Annotated in this window: 13 protein-coding genes and 1 tRNA gene; 6 read left to right on the top strand and 8 right to left on the bottom strand. The window is 69.9% G+C overall.

Annotated elements, in window-relative coordinates:
• Positions 1 to 142 precede the first annotated feature (142 nt).
• Together AB4078_RS10670 and AB4078_RS10665 are read right to left on the bottom strand one after the other, a co-directional pair.
• Entirely contained in the window at positions 143 to 934 is a 792-nt protein-coding gene (locus AB4078_RS10670) for an enoyl-CoA hydratase/isomerase family protein (RefSeq protein ID WP_441977119.1), read from the bottom strand.
• Positions 935 to 1,073: 139 nt separating this feature from the next.
• Complete coding sequence (locus AB4078_RS10665) at positions 1,074 to 1,565, bottom strand: FBP domain-containing protein (RefSeq protein WP_441977118.1); 492 nt, start codon at positions 1,563 to 1,565, stop codon at positions 1,074 to 1,076.
• Between the two features lie 184 nt (positions 1,566 to 1,749).
• On the opposite strand from AB4078_RS10665, the gene AB4078_RS10660 reads away from it, so the two are divergent.
• Positions 1,750 to 2,304, top strand: coding sequence for a Dps family protein (locus AB4078_RS10660; RefSeq protein ID WP_441977117.1), 555 nt, complete (start codon positions 1,750 to 1,752; stop codon positions 2,302 to 2,304).
• A 51-nt stretch (positions 2,305 to 2,355) separates the two neighbouring features.
• On the opposite strand, the gene AB4078_RS10655 is transcribed toward AB4078_RS10660, so the two are convergent.
• From AB4078_RS10655 to AB4078_RS10640, 4 genes are all read right to left on the bottom strand, one after another.
• Positions 2,356 to 2,437, bottom strand: a tRNA-Tyr gene (locus tag AB4078_RS10655).
• A 110-nt stretch (positions 2,438 to 2,547) separates the two neighbouring features.
• Positions 2,548 to 3,552 (bottom strand): LacI family DNA-binding transcriptional regulator, encoded by a 1,005-nt coding sequence (locus AB4078_RS10650; RefSeq protein WP_441977116.1) that lies wholly within the window; start codon positions 3,550 to 3,552, stop codon positions 2,548 to 2,550.
• Between the two features lie 74 nt (positions 3,553 to 3,626).
• On the bottom strand, positions 3,627 to 5,870 hold the full coding sequence (locus AB4078_RS10645; protein WP_441977115.1) for a family 78 glycoside hydrolase catalytic domain: 2,244 nt from the start codon (positions 5,868 to 5,870) through the stop codon (positions 3,627 to 3,629).
• A 38-nt stretch (positions 5,871 to 5,908) separates the two neighbouring features.
• Positions 5,909 to 7,216, bottom strand: a complete 1,308-nt coding sequence (locus AB4078_RS10640; protein ID WP_441977114.1) for an MFS transporter — start codon at positions 7,214 to 7,216, stop codon at positions 5,909 to 5,911.
• 224 nt (positions 7,217 to 7,440) lie between these two features.
• Between AB4078_RS10640 and AB4078_RS10635 the strand changes: the two genes are divergently transcribed.
• The 4 genes from AB4078_RS10635 to AB4078_RS10620 are packed head-to-tail and all read left to right on the top strand — an operon-like array spanning position 7,441 to position 14,983.
• On the top strand, positions 7,441 to 10,221 hold the full coding sequence (locus AB4078_RS10635; RefSeq protein ID WP_441977113.1) for a family 78 glycoside hydrolase catalytic domain: 2,781 nt from the start codon (positions 7,441 to 7,443) through the stop codon (positions 10,219 to 10,221).
• Positions 10,218 to 11,384, top strand: coding sequence for an L-rhamnose isomerase (gene rhaI / locus AB4078_RS10630; protein ID WP_441977112.1), 1,167 nt, complete (start codon positions 10,218 to 10,220; stop codon positions 11,382 to 11,384). The genes AB4078_RS10635 and rhaI overlap by 4 nt, the downstream gene beginning before the upstream one ends.
• Before the next feature lie 60 nt (positions 11,385 to 11,444).
• Entirely contained in the window at positions 11,445 to 13,496 is a 2,052-nt protein-coding gene (locus AB4078_RS10625; protein ID WP_441977111.1) for a bifunctional aldolase/short-chain dehydrogenase, read from the top strand.
• The gene (locus tag AB4078_RS10620; protein ID WP_441977110.1) at positions 13,493 to 14,983 is read left to right on the top strand and encodes a rhamnulokinase; all 1,491 of its coding nucleotides are present in this window, start codon (positions 13,493 to 13,495) and stop codon (positions 14,981 to 14,983) included. Before AB4078_RS10625 ends, AB4078_RS10620 begins: the two co-directional genes overlap by 4 nt.
• Before the next feature lie 101 nt (positions 14,984 to 15,084).
• Here the strand turns inward: AB4078_RS10620 and AB4078_RS10615 are convergent, their stop codons facing one another.
• The gene (locus tag AB4078_RS10615; RefSeq protein WP_441977109.1) at positions 15,085 to 15,816 is read right to left on the bottom strand and encodes a hypothetical protein; all 732 of its coding nucleotides are present in this window, start codon (positions 15,814 to 15,816) and stop codon (positions 15,085 to 15,087) included.
• Positions 15,817 to 15,914: 98 nt separating this feature from the next.
• On the opposite strand from AB4078_RS10615, the gene AB4078_RS10610 reads away from it, so the two are divergent.
• Positions 15,915 to 16,538: a hypothetical protein gene (locus AB4078_RS10610; RefSeq protein ID WP_441977108.1), complete on the top strand. Its 624-nt coding sequence runs from the start codon at positions 15,915 to 15,917 to the stop codon at positions 16,536 to 16,538.
• Positions 16,539 to 16,808: 270 nt separating this feature from the next.
• Here the strand turns inward: AB4078_RS10610 and rpoC are convergent, their stop codons facing one another.
• Positions 16,809 to 20,675, bottom strand: a complete 3,867-nt coding sequence (gene rpoC / locus AB4078_RS10605) for a DNA-directed RNA polymerase subunit beta' (protein WP_440735113.1) — start codon at positions 20,673 to 20,675, stop codon at positions 16,809 to 16,811.
• Between the last annotated feature and the right edge of the window lie 33 nt (positions 20,676 to 20,708).

Genomic DNA, 20,708 nt, shown 5'->3' with positions numbered 1-20,708 from the left:
CGTCTGTCGTGCTCTCATCCTCGCACGCGATGCGGCGCCTTCTGGGGGCACTGCGTGATCGGGGGAGAACTCATCGACGCGGGGCCCTGTGCAGGCGGATACGACCGCGGGCCGACCGCCTCGCGCCGGGCCGGCACGTCCGTCAGCGTCCGGAGGACCGCTTCGCGAATGCCGCGATCAGGCCCTGCGCCTCGGATCCGCCGAAGGCGGCGGCGATCGTGCGAGCCTCCTCGTCCAGCTGCTCCGGGAAGGTGCGCTCCGGGCGGGAGCGGATCAGCCGCTTCGCCTGCCCGTACGCGCCGAAAGCGCCCGCGAGCCAGAACCGCGCGACCTCCTCGGCCCGGGTGCGCACCGCGGTCGCGACTGTCTCCGCGTCGCCCTCGCCGACGGCCTCTGCGGCGATGCCCCATTCGATCGCCTCCGCGGCCGAGAGCATGCGATCGGTGAGCAGGAGCTGCAATGCGCGGCGCTGACCGACCGCGGCGGCCAGCTGGGCGCTGACGGAGAGGTCAGGGGTGAGTCCGACATTCGCGTACAGGCTGCCGAAGCGCGAATCGGATCCGACGACGGCATAGTCGCTCGCGAGCAGGATCCCCAGCCCTCCGCCGGCGGTCGTGCCGTGCGCAGCAGCGACGACGGGCACCGAGGACGTCGTCAGGGATGCGATGCCGGAGTGGATGACCTGCGCGAGCCGCTCGATCTCCTCATTCCCACCCATGCCCGTGGCCATGTCGATGACGTCGCCGCCCGCGCAGAACGCACGCCCCTCGCCCTCGATCAGGATCGCGCCCACCGCGCTGTCGCCGACGGCGGCCGCCGTCGCGTCGGCCCACGCGTGCGCGAGCTCGGCGTTGAAGGCGTTCAGTCGCTGCGGCCGGTTCAAGGTGATGCGGGCCAGGCCGTCCTCGACGCGGTAGAGCAGGGGCTCGGACATGGTGCTCCTTCGGGATCGACGGCGATCGTGCGGCCGTGAGCCGCCCGTCCAGCCTACCCGCGGCAGCGCTCTCCGTGGCACCGAGTCTCAGGCAATGTGAACCTGAGGCTCAGAGTTGCGCCTCAGGCCGGGGCGAGCGTCAAGCGTCGCCGAGCACGGACGCGACGAAGGCGTACACGCGCCGATGCGTGCCGTCCAGTCGCCGGTCGACGTGCTGGTCCGCGCGGATCTCATTGGGCGCCAACGGAGGCACGATCCGCACGCTCTCATGGCAGGAGAGATCAGCGCAGATGTAGGTGCCCACGACGGATCCCTTGCGCCCCTCCTCCCCCGCGCGGCGAGCGGCGAACAGGGCGACCTGGTTTCCGGGCTGCATCGTGTGGCAGAGGTTGCACATGCCGGAGCGCACCCGGGACGGATCCGCCGCCCGCAGCACGATGCCGACGGGCTCACCGGCCCGTTCGATGACGATGTACCCGCTGCGGGACGCGATCGGATCCCGCCACGCGAAGAAGTCGAGGTAATCCCACTCCGCGAGCAGGAGGTCGTGCGGCATCGCGATCTCGGCGGCCTCGTCGGGCTCGGCGTTGCGGAACGACGCCCGGATCTGGTCTTCGGTGAGCGCACGCATGAGGACCAGTCTAGGAAGCCCTCGTCCGGATGCGGCAGTTCCGGGAACGGCCCTCTGTTGCCCCTAACGCTCACGACGGACCGGCGCAAGCCCGTACCGTTCCCGCACGCCTGCGCCTAACGTGCGGGGCGTATGAGCAGACGGGCGCGCGGGATGCCGCGCCGCCGTGACAGCGAGGAGTCCCATGAGCCCCCAGGCATCGACCACCACGAAGAACCGTCGCAAGCCCGCGCGCGGCGCGCAGCGCACCGCTGAGGAGAACGCCGAGAAGGGATTCGCCGCATCCCAGACGCTGAGCGACGACATGCAGCGCGTGCTCGTCGATCTCATCGAGCTTTCCCTGCAGGGCAAGCAGGTGCACTGGAACGTCGTCGGCACCAACTTCCGGGACACCCACCTGCAGCTCGACGAGATCATCGAGGCGAGCCGCGTGTTCGCCGACACGGTCGCCGAGCGCATGCGTGCGCTCCATGCCTTGCCCGACGGCCGCAGCGACGTGGTCGCCGAGACGACATCACTGCCCGAATGCCCCCAGGGCGAGATCGCGACCAGTGACGCGATCGACCTGATGACGGAACGCCTCGACGGCGTCGCGGCGACCTGCCGCGAGGTGCACGACCAGGTGGACGAGGAGGATCCCACCACGGCCGACATCCTGCACACGATCCTGGAGCGGATCGAGCAGCTCTCCTGGATGGTCAGTGCGGAGAACCGCACGCCGAAGACCGCCCATCGCTGAGGGATCCGCGAACGACGAAGGCCTCCGCGCTGCGGAGGCCTTCGATCGATGTGGCAAGTGAGGGATTCGAACCCCCGAAGCATAACGCGGCTGATTTACAGTCAGCTCCCTTTGGCCGCTCGGGCAACTTGCCAATGCACGCCCGTCCCGCTTTTCCAGCCGACCGGGGGCGCGAAGATCAAGCATACCCGGCGGATCCGGCCACGAGAAATCGAGCGGCCGGAGCCGCCCCGAGGCCCGCGTTCAGGTGCCCAGCGTCGAGGCGCGGGCGACGAGTTCCGGCCGGTACAGCACCCGTTCGGCTGTCGCTGCGCCGCCGTCGGACGCGCCCAGCAGAAGGTCGACCGCGGTTGATCCGATGAGTTCGGCAGGCTGGCGGATCGAGCTCAGCGGGATCACCGCGGCTTCGGCGAAGTCGATGTCGTCGTATCCGATGAGTGCGATGTCCTGCGGGACGCGCGCGTCCCCGGCCATCACCAGGCTCTGCAGCATGCCCAGCGCGACCAGGTCGTTCGCCGCGAACACCGAGTCCGGGCGCTCCGCCGCGGGACGATCCATGAGGAGCCTCCCCGCACGACGCCCCTCCTCCACGCTGAGCGCTCCCGTCGCCATGAACTCCAGGCCCACCCCGGCCGCGGCGGCCACGGCCTGCGCTCCGCTCAGGCGGTCCGAGACCTGTCGCAGGGAGACCGGTCCGCCGACGAACGCGAGCCGGCGGCGTCCGCTCTCCAGCAGATGCGCGGCGGCGATCCGCCCGCCCTCGACGTCGTCCACAGCGACGGAGGAGAACCCGGGATCGCGCGATTCGCGGTCGACGAGGACGCTGAGGGTGCCGCGATCGCGCATCTGCTGCAGCCGCGGCAGCGCCTCGGCGACCGGCGTGATGAGCACTCCCGCCACTCGCTGCTCCTCGAACAGGTCCAGGAGCATGCCCTCGCGGCGTGCGCTCTCGTCGCTGTTGGCGACGAGCACCGACATGCCGTGCTCGTCGGCGCGCTGCTCGGCACCGCGGACGACTTCGGCGAAGAAGGGGTTGCGGATGTCCAGCACGACGAGCCCGATGGTGCGGCTGCGTCCGGCGCGCAACTGCCGGGCCGCGTCGTTGCGTACGTATCCGAGGCGCGCGATCGAGGCCTGGACGCGGGTCACGGTCTCAGCGGCGACGCGATCGGGACGGTTCAGGACGTTCGACACCGTGCCGACGGACACGCCGGCGTCCTCGGCCACTTCCCGGACGCTCACGACCATCGCCGTCCCCTCTCCCGCACAGCGAGCCTAGGGCATGGGCGCAGCCGCGCCCGGGACCTCCGGGCGCGGCCGCCTCATGCGACGAAGCGGTGCTCGCCTCCGACGACCTCATGCGTCGATCCGTCGGGCAGGACGATCTCCGCGGGCACGCCATCGGGGATCCGGGCCTCGAGCACGAAACCGTCCTCGTCGGTGCGCCAGTGCACGGCGACCTCGCCCGCGGCGGCGTCGTAGTTCGTGCGCGCCCAGGTGATGCCGGGCCCCGGAACCGGCTCGATGCGCAGCTTCGCGTAGCCGGGCTCGGCCGGGCGGATGCCGCCCACCACCTGATGGATCCAGTCGACGACGGCGCCGAGCGCGTAATGGTTGAAGCTCGTCATCTCGCCCGGATTGATGGATCCGTCCGGCAGCATCGAGTCCCACCGCTCCCACACCGTGGTCGCGCCCATCGTCACGGGGTAGAGCCAGGAGGGGTTCTCCTTCTCGAGCAGCAATCGATAGGCGTCCTCCACGTGCCCGGTCTCGGACAGCGCCCAGGTGACGAACGGAGTGCCGGCGAACCCGGTGGTGACGCGATAGCCGCCGGCCCGCACGAGCTCGGCCAGACGGTCAGCGGCCTTCTCCCTGTCCGCGTCCTCCAGCAGCCCGAAGCAGATCGCCAGTGCGTAGACCGTGACGCAGTCGGAGCGCACCCGGCCGTCCTCGACGTAGTGCTCCTGGAACGCCGTGCGCACCCGATCCGCCAGCACCTGCCAGCGTCGGGCTTCTTCGGTGCGCCCCAGGATTCCCGCCGCCTCCGCGGCGAACGCAGCAGAACGGTAGAGGCACGCGGTCGCGACGACATGCGGATCCGCCTTCGCCGCGGCCGGGTTCTCCGGCGGGGCGTCCGGGTCCAGCCAGTCGCCGAACTGGAAGCCCTGATCCCACAGACCGGTCGGCGAGAGCACCTGCTCGACGGACTCGAGGTGCAGCACCATCGCCGGATAGTGCGCCGCCAGCCGCTCGCGGTCGCCGTAAGCGCGCCACAGCGCCTCCGGCACCCACACCGCCGCGTCCCCCCAGATCGCTGTCGCCCCCAGCTCCGGGAACGCGAAGTCCTCGCCGAACTGCGCGTACTTCAGCACGTCGGGCACGACGATCGGGACGATCCCGGCCGGGGAGTTGCGCGTCTCGGCGTGCAGATCCTCGAGCCAGTCGTGCAGGAAGTCGGCGGTGTCGAACTGGAACGACGCCGACGCCGCGTAGGCGGCGATGTCACCCGTCCAGCCCAGGCGCTCGTCGCGCTGCGGGCAGTCGGTCGGAACGCTGAGGAAGTTGCCCTTCTGCCCCCACACCGAGTTATGCACGAGCTGATTCACGAGCGGCTCCGAGCACTCGAAGGATCCGGTTCGGCGCATCTCGGAGTGAACGACCACGGCCTCCAGATCCTCGGCGCGCAGCTCCCCGGGCCAGCCGGTGACCTCGACGTAGCGGAAGCCGTGGAAGGTCAGCGTGGGCTCGAACACGTCCTGCCCACCCGACAGCACGAACACGTCGGTGGCCTGCGCGGCGCGCAGCGGACGCGTGCCGAGCTCGCCGTCCTCGAGCACCTCGGCATGCCGCAGCACGACCTCGGCGCCCCTCGGCCCCTGCACCGTCACCCGCACCCACCCCACCAGGTTCTGGCCGAAGTCGGCGAGCGTGCGGCCCGACGGCGAGGCCCAGATGCGCTCCGGGTGCAGCGTCTCCTGTCTCTTCACGGGCGGACCCGCCTGCGCGACGAGCCGGGATCGGTCCGCCTCGACCGTCTGAACGGCCAGCGCCTCCCCCGGCACGCCACGACGGCGCGCATCGATGGTCTCGCCGTTGTAGAGCGAGTTGCGCAGCACCTCGGAGGTCTCGGCCGTCCATTCCGGATCGGTCACGACGGTCTGAACGGTGCCGTCGTCGAAGACGAGCTCCAGAGCGAGCGCGACGGCGATCTCCTCCCCGTAGTTCGCATTCGCGCCCTCGAACCCGAGATCGCCGCGATACCAGCCGTTGCCCAGCAGAACCTCGAGGGAGAGATCCCCGGATCCGCCGCGCACCGCCTCCGTCACATCCCAGCTCTGGAACGGGAGACGCCACTCGTACGCGTTCCAGCCCGGGTCGAGCACCGAGTCCGAGACCGGTGCACCGTCGAGTCGCGCTTCGTACACGCCCAGCGCCGTGGCGCTGAGCCGTGCCGAGGCGACGGCGTCGCGTGGCTGGGCAGTCGCAACGGCCCGCCGGAAGCGGATCGCGGCCTCGCGCGGAGCCACCGCGGTGAGGAAGTCGGCCTGGTGGAGAGGGGTGTGCATCTCGGTCCTTCCGGATCGGGGTCGGTGTGGTCGAGCGGTCAGGATTCGATCGGCGCAGCGGCCTCGGCCTCCGCCTCGACGACGACGGTGGGCAGCGACTCCGTGACGAACTGGCTCTCGCCCGCGTGACGGAAGACGAACCAGGCCACGACGAGGCCGATGGCCACGACCGCGCTGAGCACGGCGTACAGTCCCTGCGGGCTGACGGCGATGAGGGCGGGGGTGACGAAAGCGAGCAGCGCGGCAACGACTCGGGCGATGGCGATGACGGCGCCCTGCGCCGTCGTGCGCAGCAGCGTCGGGAACGACTCCTGCGTCCACACCTTCATGATGCCCTCGAACGCGAAGGCGCCGCCGACGCCCATGAACAGGTTCATGGCGATGATCGTGGGCAGGCTGAAGCCGAGGACCGCAGGGGTCAGATACCCGAGGAGGAGCACGACCGCCCCGAAGACGAAGTAGGTCATCCGGCGCTTGCCGTCGACGATGCGCATGAACCAGAGGCCCGCGAGCAGACCGATCGGGAACGACGCCAGGCCGATCGCGGAGTTCAGCTGGACGGGGATGCCCGCGACGTTGACCGCGAGGTAGGTGCCGAACTGGCCACCGGTGTTGGCGCCGACGTTGGTGAGGGCGTAGAAGATCAGCAGTGCGACGAACGGGCCGGCATAGGGCTTGCGCAGCAGGTCGCGCACCGAGGCGCGGTCGGCCCGCACGGTCACGGCACCGCGACGACGCTCATCGCGCGCCGCCAGCCAGAACGGCGACTCCGGGATCGTGAGCCGCGCGAGGAAGACGAGTGCCGCGACGATCCCGACCTGGCCGAACAACAGCTGACCGCCGAGACGCCCGAGACCGCCGGCGAACGTCGCGATCACGATCGTCCCGAGGATCCCGACGACCCAGAGGATGTTGGAGAACCCGATGATCGCACCGCGGTTCTTCTCCGTGGCGGCCTCCGAGATGGTTGAGAGCGACACGGGCAGATCGGCGCCGGTTCCGAGGCCTGCGAGGACGACGCCGGCGAGCAGCGCGGGGAACGACGCCCCGAACACCAGCAGGGCGATGCCGACGATCACGATCAGCATCGTGACGAGGAAGACGGTGCGCCGGCCGAGCGCGTCACCGAGCCGGCCGCCGAAGATCGCGCCGATCGCGATGGAGAGCGTGAGCATTCCGGACAGGATGCCGATCTGATCCGGGGTGATGCCGATCGTGTGCTGATAGATCACGAGGGCGATGCCCGTCGAGACGATCGTGGCGGCATCGATGTATGACGCCATACCGCACACGATGCCGACCCACCAGGGGTTCGGGCGGCGGACGGCGGGGGCTGCGACGGTCATGGTTCTCCTTTGAACGTGAGCGATGCGGAGTGCGGCGGCCGGACGGGCGCTGCGGATCCGGGATGCTTGCACGCTAGCAAGCTTTGAATCGATTCACAATCCCGACGCCGGATCCGATTCGCGGGAAGTTCACCGCGTAGATATGCGTAACTTGACGACTCGGTGGCAAGGTCGTATCGTCGGTCTCATACTTTTGAATCGATTCAGAGCAAAGGAGCCCGTCGATGCCTCTCGTCCTGTCCGACCTCCGCGCAGATCACCTCGAGAACCCGCTCGCACTGCGCCGCGCCACGCCGCGGCTCACCTGGCGGGTGCGAGCGGAGGATGCGGTATCCGCGCCCCGCGCGCACCGGATCCGCATCACGTCCGCGGACGGCGCGCTCGCGCACGACTCCGGATGGATCGACTCGGACGCGACCGCGCTCGAACCCGTCGACTTCGCGGGCACCCCGGGCGCGGACTACCGCTGGCGGCTCGCCGTGCGCGATGCGGACGGCGGTGTGGTCGAAGCGTCCGCCGGCTTCGGCCTCGGCCTCGCGGAGTGGGACGCGCCGTGGGCCGAGCCCGAGCAGGAGCGCGTGCTCGCCGAGGGGCCGCTCGCGATCGGTCCGGAGACGTTCGCCCCTGCCGAGAATGCGGCCCCGCCCGGCGAGCGCCTGCACCCGCCACGCCATCTGCGTCAGAAGTTCGATCTGCCCGCCGCGCCGGTGTCGGCGCGACTGCGCATCAGCAGCCAGGGCGTACATCAGCCGTCGCTGAACGGACGCCCGGTCGGGGACGGGCTGCTCGCCCCCGGCTACGAGAGCTACCAGCACGAGATCTCGGTCATGACGCACGACGTCACCTCGCTGCTGCGCGAAGGCGCCAATGTGCTCGGCGTGATCCTCGGCGACGGCTGGTACGCCGGCCGGATCTCGATCCTCGGGCGCAGCGCCCAATACGGCGACGTCCTCCGCGCCACGTGGCGCCTGGAGGTGGATCTCCCGGACGGCAGCCGTCGCGTGATCCGCCCGGATGCCTCCGTGCGCAGCTCCCGCGGGCCCATCGACTGGTCGGACATCTTCATCGGGGAGCGCCATGATGCGCGTGCGGAGACGCCGGGCTGGGATGAGCCGTCAGCCGACGCCGAGGCGTCCGAGGGGTGGACGCCGTGCGCGCTCGTCCCCGTCTCCGTGCCCCTCGTGCCGTTCGTCGGAGAGCCGATCCGGCGCGTCCGCGAAATGCCGGCGCAGCGCATCCTGACGACGCCGGCCGGCGAGACCGTGATCGACTTCGGCCAGGTCATGGCGGGGCGCGTGCGGATGCGCGTCCGTGGCGAGCGCGGCACGGTCGTGCGGCTGGAGCACGCGGAGGTCATCGATGCGGAGGGCAACTTCCTCGACAACATCCTCGGCGTGAACAAGGACCAGGCCGACGAGTACGTACTCGCCGGCCGTCCCGAGGGCGAGGAGTGGGAGCCGCTGTTCACCTTCCACGGGTTCCGCTACGTCAAGCTGATCGGTTACCCCGGCACGCCCGCGCCCGAGGACTTCACCGCGGTCGTCATCGCCAACGACCTCGCGCAGACCGCCTCCTTCTCCTCGTCCCACGCGCGGCTGGACCGCCTGGTGGAGAACACGATCTGGTCGCAGCGCTCCAACTTCCTCGCGGTGCCGACCGACTGCCCGCAGCGCGAACGGGCCGGCTGGACCGGCGACCTGCAGATCTTCGCACCGACCGCGGCGACTCTCATGGGCGTCGCCGCGTTCCTCGACCGCTGGCTGCGCAACGTGCGCGTCGACCAGGCCGCGCACGACGGCATCGTGCCCATCATCGTGCCGATGCCGCCGGCCATGGACGATCCGGAGCTTCCGAACGCCGGCCTCGGCGACATCACCGACGCGGCCGGATGGAGCGACGCGATCACGATCGCCCCATGGGAGCTGTACCGCCACTACGGCGATCCCCGCTTCCTGCGCGACAACATCGACGCGATGCGCGCCTGGGTCGAGCACCAGACGGCCGACGCCGCTGCCGCGCTTCCGGCAGGGCTCGATCCTGCTTCGCTCTCCCCCGAGCGGCTCGCCCGGCAGCGCCTGCTCTGGAACGGCCGGATGAACTTCGGCGACTGGCTGGCGCCGTCCACGCTCGACGGATCCCGGCCCGAGGCCGCAGGGCTCGACGAGTTCTCGGCGATCATGCTCGCGCCTCACCTGACCGCAGAGCTCACCGGACCCCTGTTCCAGATCCGCTCCCTGGATCTGTACGCCGCCTCGGCCGAGGCGCTCGGAGATGCCGCGACCGCTGCGCAGGCGCGTGAGCACGCGGCGGCGGTGCGCGCCGCCTTCGCCGCGGAGTACGTGGGCGACGACGGGCGGATCGGCCCCGACATGCAGGGCATCGCCGTGCTCGCCCTCGCGTTCGACGCCGTGCCCGATGATCTCCGCCCGCGCGTCGTCGCCCGGCTCGTCGAGCTCGTGCACGAGGCGGGGGTGCATCTGGACACCGGCTTCGTCTCCGTGCCGTTCCTGCTCGACGTGCTGTGGGACGAGGGGCACGCCGACCTCGCACGGACGCTGCTCGTGCAGGACACGGCGCCCTCCTGGCTGTACGAGGTCGACCATGGCGCCACCACCATCTGGGAGGCGTGGGAAGCCGTGCATGAGGACGGCACGGTCGAGCGGATGTCGATGAACCACTACGCCTTCGGCTGCGTCGTCGACTGGATGATGCGCCGCGTCGCGGGGATCGAGCTCATCGAGCCCGGGTATCGCCGTACACGCATCGCCCCCGACCTCGACGGCGTGCTCGATCACTGCCAGGCGCACGTGGACGCCCCGGCCGGACGGATCGCGGTGGACTGGCGGCGCGACGCCGCCGGCGCGGATCTCACAGTCGAGGTCCCGTTCGGAGTCACGGCCGAAGTCGCGCTGGCCCCGGGCTGGGTCCTGGAAGGCCCCACCGAGCTCACCCCCGGAAAGCACACTCTCCGCGCCACCCGCATCGAAGAAAGCACCGCATCATGACCACGCTCTCCCCAGAGATCCTCGCCGAACTCGAGAAGCAGGCGATCGAACTGCCCAGCTGGGCGTTCGGCAACTCCGGCACCCGCTTCCGCGTGTTCGGCACGCCGGGAACCCCACGCGACCCGTTCGAGAAGATCGCCGACGCCGCCCAGGTGCACGCGCACACGGCCCTCGCGCCGACCGTGGCGCTGCACATCCCCTGGGACCTGGTGGACTCCTTCGAGGACCTGCGCCGGCATGCGGAGGATCATGGCGTCGCCCTGGGCACGGTCAACTCCAACACGTTCCAGGACGAGGACTACAAGTTCGGCGCCCTCGCGCACGAGGACGACCGGATCCGGCAGAAGGCGATCGACCACCACCTCGCCTGCATCGACGTGATGCACGCGACCGGATCCCGGGATCTGAAGATCTGGCTCGCCGAGGGATCCAACTACCCCGGCCAGAACGACATGCGCTCCCGGCAGGACCGCCTGCAGGATTCGCTGCAGCAGATCTACGCGCGGCTCGGCGCCGAGCAGCGTCTGGTCCTGGAGTACAAGTTCTTCGAGCCGTCGTTCTATCACACCGACGTCCCGGACTGGGGGACCAGCTACGCGCAGGTGTCCGCCCTTGGCGAGCGGGCGATGGTGTGCCTGGACACCGGGCACCACGCCCCCGGCACGAACATCGAGTTCATCGTGATGCAGCTGCTGCGCCTCGGCAAGCTCGGCTCGTTCGATTTCAACTCGCGCTTCTACGCCGACGACGACCTCATCGTGGGGGCGGCGGATCCGTTCCAGCTGTTCCGCATCCTCGCCGAGGTGATCCGCGGCGGTGGCCTGAACAACCCCGACGTCGCGTTCATGCTCGACCAGTGCCACAACATCGAGGCGAAGATCCCCGGACAGATCCGCTCGGTGCTGAACGTGCAGGAGATGACGGCACGCGCCCTGCTGATCGACCGCGAGGCGCTGGCCGCAGCCCAGCGCGCGAACGACGTGCTGGCCGCGAACGCCGTGCTCATGGACGCGTTCTACACCGACGTCCGTCCTGCCCTCGCCGCCTGGCGCGAAGACCGCGGCCTGCCCGCAGACCCGATGGCGGCCTTCGGAGCCTCGGGCTATCTCGAGAAGATCGCCGCCGAGCGCGTCGGCGGCGCCCAGGCCGGCTGGGGCGCCTGAGCGCACCCTCCCCCGCTGCATCCCGAACCCCCGCACCATCACCGCATCCAAGGAACCGACATGACCACCCCCACCGCCGCCGCACTCATCGAGCGCAGCAACCGCCTGGGCGCCGACCCGAAGAACACGAACTACGCGGGCGGGAACACCTCCGCGAAGGGCACCGACACGGATCCCGTCACGGGGCTGCCCGTCGAGCTGTTGTGGGTGAAGGGTTCGGGCGGCGACCTGGGCACGCTCACCGCGCAGGGCCTGGCGGTGCTGCGCCTGGACCGTCTGCGGGCGCTCTGCGACGTGTATCCGGGGGTGGAGCGTGAGGACGAGATGGTCGCCGCGTTCGACTACTGCCTGCATGGCAAGGGCGGGGCGGCGCCGTCGATCGATACGGCGATGCACGGGCTCGTCGACGCGGCGCACGTGGACCATCTGCACCCCGACAGCGGCATCGCGATCGCGACCGCGGCCGATGGGGAGGCGCTGACCGCGGAGATCTTCGGCGATGTTGCAGGGCGACAGCGTGTCGCGTGGGTGCCGTGGCGGCGCCCCGGATTCCAGCTCGGCCTGGACATCGCACGGATCAAGGCCGAGAACCCCGACGCGATCGGCTGCATCCTGGGTGGGCACGGCATCACCGCGTGGGGCGACACGTCCGAGGAGGCCGAGGCGAACTCGCTCTGGATCATCGAGACCGCCGCCGCCCACATCGCCGAGCACGGCAGGGCGGAGCCGTTCGGCGGCGTCCGGGCCGGGTTCGAGGCGCTTCCCGAACACGAGCGCCGCGAGCGCGCCGCCGCCCTCGCCGGCACGATCCGCGGCATCGCCTCGACCGACAGGCCCATGGTCGGCCACTTCACCGACGCCGAGGCGGTGCTCGACTTCCTCGCCTCCGAGAAGGCCCCGGCACTCGCCGCGCTCGGCACGAGCTGCCCCGACCACTTCCTGCGCACCAAGGTGAAGCCGCTCATCCTCGACCTTCCCGCGACCGCCACGGCCGAGGAGCAGATCGCACGCCTGCACGAACTGCACGTGGCGTACCGCGCGGACTACCAGGCCTACTACGACGCGCACGCGACCGCCTCCTCGCCCGCGATCCGGGGCGCGGACCCGCTCATCGTGCTCGTCCCCGGAGTGGGCATGTTCTCCTACGGCGCGAACAAGCAGACCGCACGCGTGGCCGGCGAATTCTACGTCAACGCGATCAACGTGATGCGCGGCGCCGAGGCGCTGTCGACGTACTCCCCCATCTCCGACGCGGAGAAGTTCCGCATCGAGTACTGGGCACTCGAGGAGGCCAAGCTGCAGCGGATGCCGAAGCCGAAGTCCCACCAGGGCCGGATCGCGTTCGTGACGGGAGCCGCGTCCGGCATCGGCAAGGCCATCGCCACCCGTCTCGCGGCGGAGGGCGCCTGCGTGGTCGTCGCCGACCTCGACCTGGAGAAGGCCCGGGCCGCGGCCGCCGAGCTCGGCGGCACCGACGTCGCGATCGGCGTCGCGGCGAACGTCGCCGACGCCGACGCCGTGCGGGCCGCTCTCGACGAGGCCGTGCTCGCGTTCGGCGGCGTCGACCTCGTCGTCAACAATGCGGGGCTCTCGCTCTCCAAGCCGCTGCTGGAGACCACGGAGAAGGACTGGGATCTGCAGCACGGCGTGATGGCCAAGGGCTCCTTCCTCGTCTCGCAGGCCGCCGCGAAGATCCTCATCGATCAGAAGCTCGGTGGAGACATCGTCTACATCTCCTCCAAGAACAGCGTCTTCGCCGGCCCCAACAACATCGCCTACTCCGCAACGAAGGCCGACCAGGCCCACCAGGTGCGACTGCTGGCGGTCGAGCTCGGCGAGCACGGCGTGCGGGTGAACGGCATCAACCCCGACGGCGTGGTGCGCGGATCCGGCATCTTCGCCTCCGGGTGGGGCGCGAACCGGGCCGCCACCTACGGCGTCGCCGAGGAGGACCTCGGCCAGTTCTACGCCAACCGCACGATCCTCAAGCGCGAGGTCGTGCCGGAGAACGTCGCGGACGCCGTCTACGTGCTCACCGGCCCCGAGCTCAGCCGCACCACGGGCCTGCACATCCCGGTCGACTCCGGCGTCGCGGCCGCGTTCCTGCGATGACCGCGTCGCCTCGTCCGCGGCCTGCGGACGCGCACGGCTCGTCGAGTGCAGGAGCCGGCCCTGTGAACGCCGCGCGCCGCCCCCGCGCCTTCGCCGCGGTCGACCTCGGCGCGACCAGCGGACGCGTCATGATCGGCCGCGTCGGGACGGACGTGCTCGAACTCGAGCAGGTCGCGCGCTTCCCGAACGGGCCCGTGCGGCGCGCGGACGGTCTGCACTGGGACTTCGAGGTGCTCGTGGATCATGTCATCGCGGGTCTCGCCGAAGCGGTACGTCGCGAGCCCGCGATCGAGAGCATCGGCATCGACACCTGGGCGGTCGATTATGGCCTGCTGCGCGGCGACGCGCTGCTGGCCGAGCCGTTCCACTATCGCGACGAGCGCGGCGCGCGCGGGGCCGACCTCGTGCACGCGCGCGTGCCGTTCGCCGAGCTGTACCCCCGCAACGGCTTGCAGTTCCTCCCCTTCACCTCCCTGTACCAGCTCGCCGCCGACGAGCGCGCCGCCGAGGCGGAGACCCTGCTGCTCATCCCCGACCTCCTCGCGCATCGTCTGACGGGCGCCAGGGTCGCCGAACGGACGAACGCCTCCACGACGGGGCTGCTCGGCGTGTACGACCGGGAGTGGGATCTCGCGCTCGCGGAACGGATCGGCATCCGTCCGGCGCTGCTGCCGCCGCTGGTCGATCCTGGCGCGCGGATCGGACGGTTGCTCCCCGCCATCGCCGCGCGGATCGGCGCGGATCTGCCCGTCGTCGCGGTCGGCTCGCACGACACCGCCTCGGCGGTCGCTGCCGCGCCCCTCGCCTCCCCGTCCACGGCGTACATCTCCTGCGGCACCTGGGGGCTGGTCGGACTCGAAACCACCGAGGCAGTGCTCACCGACGCCGCGCGCGATGCCGGCTTCACGCACGAGCTCGGCGTGGACGGGCGGATCCGTTTCCTGCACAACGTCACAGGGCTGTGGCTGCTCAGCGAGACCGTGCGCGCCTGGGAGGGCGAGGATGGCGCGCCGATCGACCTGCCCGCGCTGCTCGACGACGCCGCCGCGAGTCCGGAGGTGCCGCTGTTCGACGCGAACGACCCGTCAGTGGTCAGTCCGGGCGACATGCCCGCGCGCATCGCGGCAGTCGTGCGTGCGACGGGAGCCGAGCCGCCATCCGAACGGGCGGCGTTCGTGCGCATGATCGTCGAATCGATCGCGCAGGCGTTCGCGGACGCCGTATCGACGGCATCCGCACTCACTGGCACGGCGATCGAGGCGATCGACCTCATCGGGGGCGGATCCCTCAATCGGCTGCTCTGCCAGGCGACGGCCGACCGCACGGGACTGCCGGTGCTGGCCGGCCCCGTTGAGGCCACCGCACTCGGGAACGTGCTCGTGCAGGCGCGGGCAGTCGGGGCGTTCGGCGCCGATGCCCCCCTCGAAGAGCTGCGGGGACTCGTGCGCCGCACGCACCCGCCGACGCGCTGGGTGCCCTGCGGCTGACCGGATCGGACTCTGCGCCCCGTACACGTCTCGTCGGCGCGCTCCTGCGGTCAATGGTCGCGCAACACGAGCATGTACGGGGTCAGGCAGCGCCCGCGAGGTCAGGTCGCGACGCGCGCGATCCGGGCTTCGAGGCCGTACCAGTCGGGTGCCGGTGCGTGTGCCGCGGGCGGCGCGGGCAGGAGCTGCACCGGGGAGTGGCGGTACGTCCCCGCGACGATCGGGGCGGGCAGGAGCAGCGGACGCCCTGGCGCCTCGACGACCATCGGGTTCTCTGCCGAGGCGTCGGCGAGTGCACCGTCGGCAGGCGCATCGGCGAGTGCCCCGTCGCTGGCCGCTTCTTCGACCGCATCCCCTTCCCGCAGCACCGACTCCTGCGGGAGCGACGCCGGCGCGACGACGGCAAGCCCGAGAGCTGCCAGCACCTCGTCGCGAGCTTCGGCGACCGTGGTGATCGCACGATCGCGGAGATCCACGATCACGTCGGCCTCGGTCTGCGCGGCCAGCGACCGGCGCGTGTCGGGGAACGCACCGTTGCCCCGGCGCAGCTCGATCTCGGCGCCTGCGCGGTCCCGCACGATCGAACGGCGCAGGGTGCCCTCGGGCGCGGGAACGGGGACGAGGCGGATCCCGCGATCATGCAGGGCGGTGCGTACCCGTTCTCCGTCGGCGTCGTCTCCGAGCGGCGTCACGACGGTCACGACGAGGCCGTCGCCGCGCAGGGCCGTCGCGAGCTCCACGGCGTCGCCGGTCACGCGCTCACGCATCCCGCCCGGGTCACGGATCTCGTCGACCCACGCCTCTCCCAGGATCACCACCCGCTGTTCGGCCATGCCGCCCCCCCCTTCCCTGCGGAGTCGCTCCGCAGGTCTCCCCAGGCTACTCCGGAGCGCCGCCCGGACCGGCGAAGCCCTGGCCCTATCCTGACGCCATGAAGACACGCAGCGCCGCGGTCGCCCTCGCCGCCCTCACCCTCGTCGCCGCGCTGGCCGCGTGCACCCCGACGATGCCCGGTACCGCCTCGAGCCCGTCCGCCTCCGCAGGCGGCACCGCGGCCGGATCGGATCCGGCGCACCCGACGAAGAGCCCCTCCCCCGGCACCAGCAGCTCACCCACGCCCAGTCCGACGTCGACGCCGGTCGCCCTGCCGACCGACTGCAGGGCGATCCTGTCCGCCGATGTGCTCTCGCAGCTCGGCGACACCCCGTTGAACTCCCCCGTGTACGGGCCGAGCGGCGTGCAGTCCGACGGCAGCCTGATCTGCATCTGGGCGGATCCGAAGGCCGACACCACGAACATCACCACCACGATCTCGCGCAAGTACCGCGGTGAGGCTCTGGACATGCTGAACGGCCTCGTCAAGACCGACGGCTTCAGTTGCTACACACCGGACAAGGGCACGCGCTGTGAGAAGGAATGGGCGGATCCCAAGTACCCCGTCACCGACGGGCGCACCCTGTTCTGGCGCGATGACGTGCTCATCGACACGCGGTACTCCAACCTCTCCCCGAACGGCTACACGTCGAGCATCGTGGCGAGCATCTTCGGATCCTGACCTCCGACGCATCTCGCGTTCGGGAGGAGAACTCGCGGATCGGCGGAGGAACGCACGCGTATCCTCCTCCCGAACGCGAGTTCTCCTCCTTGGAAGGTGCGGGTTCGCGGATCCGGATACGCGAAGACCCCCGGATCCGTGTGGATCCGGGGGTCTTCGTCAGACGATCAGTCCAGGTTTCGACTCGGTCGCGCTGCGCGCGTCCTCGCTCAACCTTGCGTCGATCTGGGCTCAACGCTGCTCCGCAGCATTGAGCCCAGCCGACGCAACTCAGTTGTAAGTGCCGGGCGTGATGTCGTCGGTCGAGAACGCGTCGAAGTCGACGTAGCCGAAGTCGCCCTCGGCGTACGCGCCGTCGGATGCGAAGATCCGGTTCGGGTAGCGCTCGCTCTTGGCCTCCTCGGTCGCCTCCACCGTGATGTCGCGGTAGCGGCGCAGACCGGTCCCCGCGGGGATCAGCTTTCCGATGATGACGTTCTCCTTGAGGCCGACCAGCGGGTCGCTCTTGCCCTCCATGGCGGCCTGCGTGAGCACGCGGGTCGTCTCCTGGAAGGACGCGGCCGACAGCCACGACTCGGTCGCGAGCGACGCCTTCGTGATACCCATCAGCTCCGGACGGCCGGACGCGGGGCGCTTGCCCGCGGCCACGGTCGCACGGTTGACGTCCTGGTACCGACGCGCGTCGAGCATCTCACCGGGCAGCAGACCGGTGTCGCCGTGGTCGACCACGGTGACCTTCCGGAGCATCTGGCGCACGATGACCTCGATGTGCTTGTCGTGGATCGGCACACCCTGGGAGCGGTACACGTCCTGCACGCCGCTGACGAGGTAGCGCTGCACCTCACGGGCGCCCATGACGCGCATGACCTCCTTGGGGTCGAGCGTGCCGACCTGCAGCGGGTCGCCGACCGAGACGTGCTGGCCGTCCTCGACGAGAAGCGTCGCACGCTTCAGCACCGGGTAGACCACTTCCTCGTCGCCGTTGTCGGGCGTGAGGATGACCTTCTTCGACTTGTCGGTCTCCTCGATCGTGATGCGGCCGTCGGCCTCGGCGATCGGGGTGGCGCCCTTCGGGGTACGGGCCTCGAAGAGCTCCTGCACACGGGGCAGACCCTGGGTGATGTCACCGGCCGAAGCGAGGTGGAAGGTACGCATCGTCAGCTGAGTACCGGGCTCACCGATCGACTGGGCCGCGATGATGCCGACGGCCTCGCCGATGTCCACCGTCTTGCCGGTGGCGAGCGAGCGGCCGTAGCACTGCGCGCAGACGCCGACAGCCGAGTCGCAGGTCAGCACGGAGCGGACCTTGATCGACTCCACGCCCGCCGCGACGAGCTTGTCGATGAGCACGTCGCCGACGTCCTCACCGGCCGTCGCGACGACCTCTCCGGCCGCGTTCACGACGTCGGAGGCGAGCGTACGGGCGAACACGGAGTTCTCCACGTTCGCGTCGCGCACCAGCTCGCCGGCGCTGTTCGGCGCGGCGATCGGCAGCTCCAGGCCCTTCGACGTGCCGCAGTCGTCCTCACGGATGATGACGTCCTGCGAGACGTCGACCAGACGACGGGTCAGGTAGCCCGAGTCGGCCGTACGCAGAGCGGTGTCGGCGAGACCCTTACGGGTACCGTGCGTGGCGATGAAGTACTCCGCCACCGACAGGCCCTCGCGGTACGAGGAGATGATCGGACGCGGGATGAACTCACCCTTGGTGTTGTTCACCAGACCACGCATACCGGCGATGTTACGGATCTGCAGCCAGTTACCACGCGCTCCCGACGACACCATGCGGTTGATGGTGTTGTCCTCAGGGAAGTTCGCCTGCATCTCGGCCTGGACCTCGTTGGTCGCCTTCGTCCAGAGCTCGACGAGCTCCTGACGACGCTCGGCGTCGGTGGTCAGACCCTTGTCGTACTGCGCCTGGATCTTCTCGGCCTGCTTCTCGTAGCCCGCGACGATCTCCGCCTTGTTCGGCGGGGTGATGACGTCACTGAGCGCGACGGTCACACCCGAACGCGTGGCCCAGTAGAAGCCGGCGTCCTTGATGCGGTCCAGGGACGCGGCGGTCTCGACCTTCGGGTACTCCTCGGCGAGCTTGTTGACGATCTGCGAGAGCTTGCCCTTGTCGGCGACCTCGCGCACGAACGGGTAGCCCTTGGGCAGGGTGTCGTTGAAGATCGCCTGGCCGAGCGATGCGTCCACGAGGCCGTGGCTCGCATAGCCCTCGGGGGCCTCGCCCTCGAGGAAGGTCAGACCCGGGATGCGGATGCGGACCTTGGCCTGCAGGTCGAGGGTGCCCTCGTCCTTGGCCAGGATCGCCTCGCCCACGGAGCCGAACGCACGACCCTCGCCGAGCGCACCGCTCTTGACCGTGGTCAGGTGGTGCAGGCCGATGATCATGTCCTGCGAGGGCAGGGTGACCGGGCGACCGTCGGACGGCTTGAGGATGTTGTTCGAGGCGAGCATCAGCACGCGGGCCTCGGCCTGGGCCTCGACCGACAGCGGCAGGTGCACCGCCATCTGGTCACCGTCGAAGTCGGCGTTGAACGCCGCGCAGACGAGCGGGTGCAGCTGGATGGCCTTGCCCTCGACGAGCTGCGGCTCGAAGGCCTGGATGCCCAGGCGGTGCAGCGTGGGGGCGCGGTTCAGCAGCACGGGGCGCTCGCGGATGATCTCCTCGAGCACGTCCCAGACCTCGGGGCGCATGCGCTCGACGGCGCGCTTGGCCGCCTTGATGTTCTGGGAGTGACCCAGGTCGATCAGGCGCTTGATCACGAACGGCTTGAACAGCTCGATCGCCATCGTCTTCGGCAGACCGCACTGGTGCAGCTTGAGCTGCGGGCCGACGATGATGACCGAACGGCCCGAGTAGTCCACGCGCTTACCGAGCAGGTTCTGGCGGAAGCGACCCTGCTTGCCCTTCAGCATGTCGCTGAGGGACTTCAGGGCGCGGTTGCCGGTACCGGTGACGGGACGACCGCGGCGGCCGTTGTCGAACAGCGCGTCGACGGCCTCCTGCAGCATCCGCTTCTCGTTGTTGACGATGATCTCGGGGGCGCCGAGGTCGATCAGACGACGAAGACGGTTGTTGCGGTTGATCACGCGGCGGTACAGGTCGTTCAGGTCGCTGGTCGCGAAGCGGCCACCGTCCAGCTGCACCATCGGGCGCAGCTCCGGCGGGATCACCGGCACGACGTCGAGCACCATGGCGGCCGGGCTCATGCCGGTCTCCAGGAACGAGTTCACGACCTTGAGGCGCTTGATCGCGCGGATCTTGCGCTGGCCCTTGCCCTCGGAGATCTGCAGGTGCAGCTTCTCCGACTCGGCGGCGAGGTCGAAGGCCGCGAGGCGACGCTGGATCGCCTCGGCGCCCATGTGCGCCTCGAAGTACTGGCCGAACCGGTCCTGCAGTTCGTGGAACACGTCGTCCTCAGGACGCAGGGCTCCGACCTCGAGGGTGCGGAAGTCCTCCCACACGCGCTCGAGCTTGACGATCGCCTCGTCAGCGCCCTTGCGGATCAGGGACATCTCCTTCTCGGCGGCGTCCTTGACCTTCTTCTTGGCGTCGGCCTTGGCGCCCTCGGCCTCGAGGGCCGCGAGCTCCTCCTCCAGCTTGGCCAGGCGCTCCGCGATCTTGGCGTCGCGGCGGTCGCCGAGCGTCTTCAGCTCGAGGCGGATGTTGTTCTCCTGGGTCGCCAGGTCGCGGTGACGCGCGTCCTCGTCGACCGAGATGACCATGTAAGCGGCGAAGTAGATGACCTTCTCGAGGTCCTTCGGCGCCATGTCCAGCAGGTAGCCGAGGCGCGAGGGCACGCCCTTGAAGTACCAGATGTGGGTGACGGGTGCGGCGAGCTCGATGTGGCCCATGCGCTCACGACGGACGGAGCTCTTGGTGACCTCCACGCCGCAGCGCTCGCAGACGATGCCCTTGAAGCGGACACGCTTGTACTTGCCACAGGCGCACTCCCAGTCGCGGGAAGGGCCGAAGATCTGCTCGCCGAAGAGGCCGTCCTTTTCCGGCTTCAGCGTGCGGTAGTTGATGGTCTCGGGCTTCTTGACCTCACCGTACGACCACTTGCGGATGTCGTCTGCGGTGGCGAGGCCGATGCGAAGCTCATCGAAGGTTGTTGCGTCGAGCACTAGTTCTCCTGTGTCGAAATTCTCTTAAGAAAA

Origin of the sequence: Microbacterium sp. 2MCAF23 (genome assembly GCF_052115565.1) — a bacterium.
Classification (GTDB): Bacteria; Actinomycetota; Actinomycetes; order Actinomycetales; family Microbacteriaceae; genus Microbacterium.
This window is presented reverse-complemented; position numbering and strand designations above follow the sequence as displayed.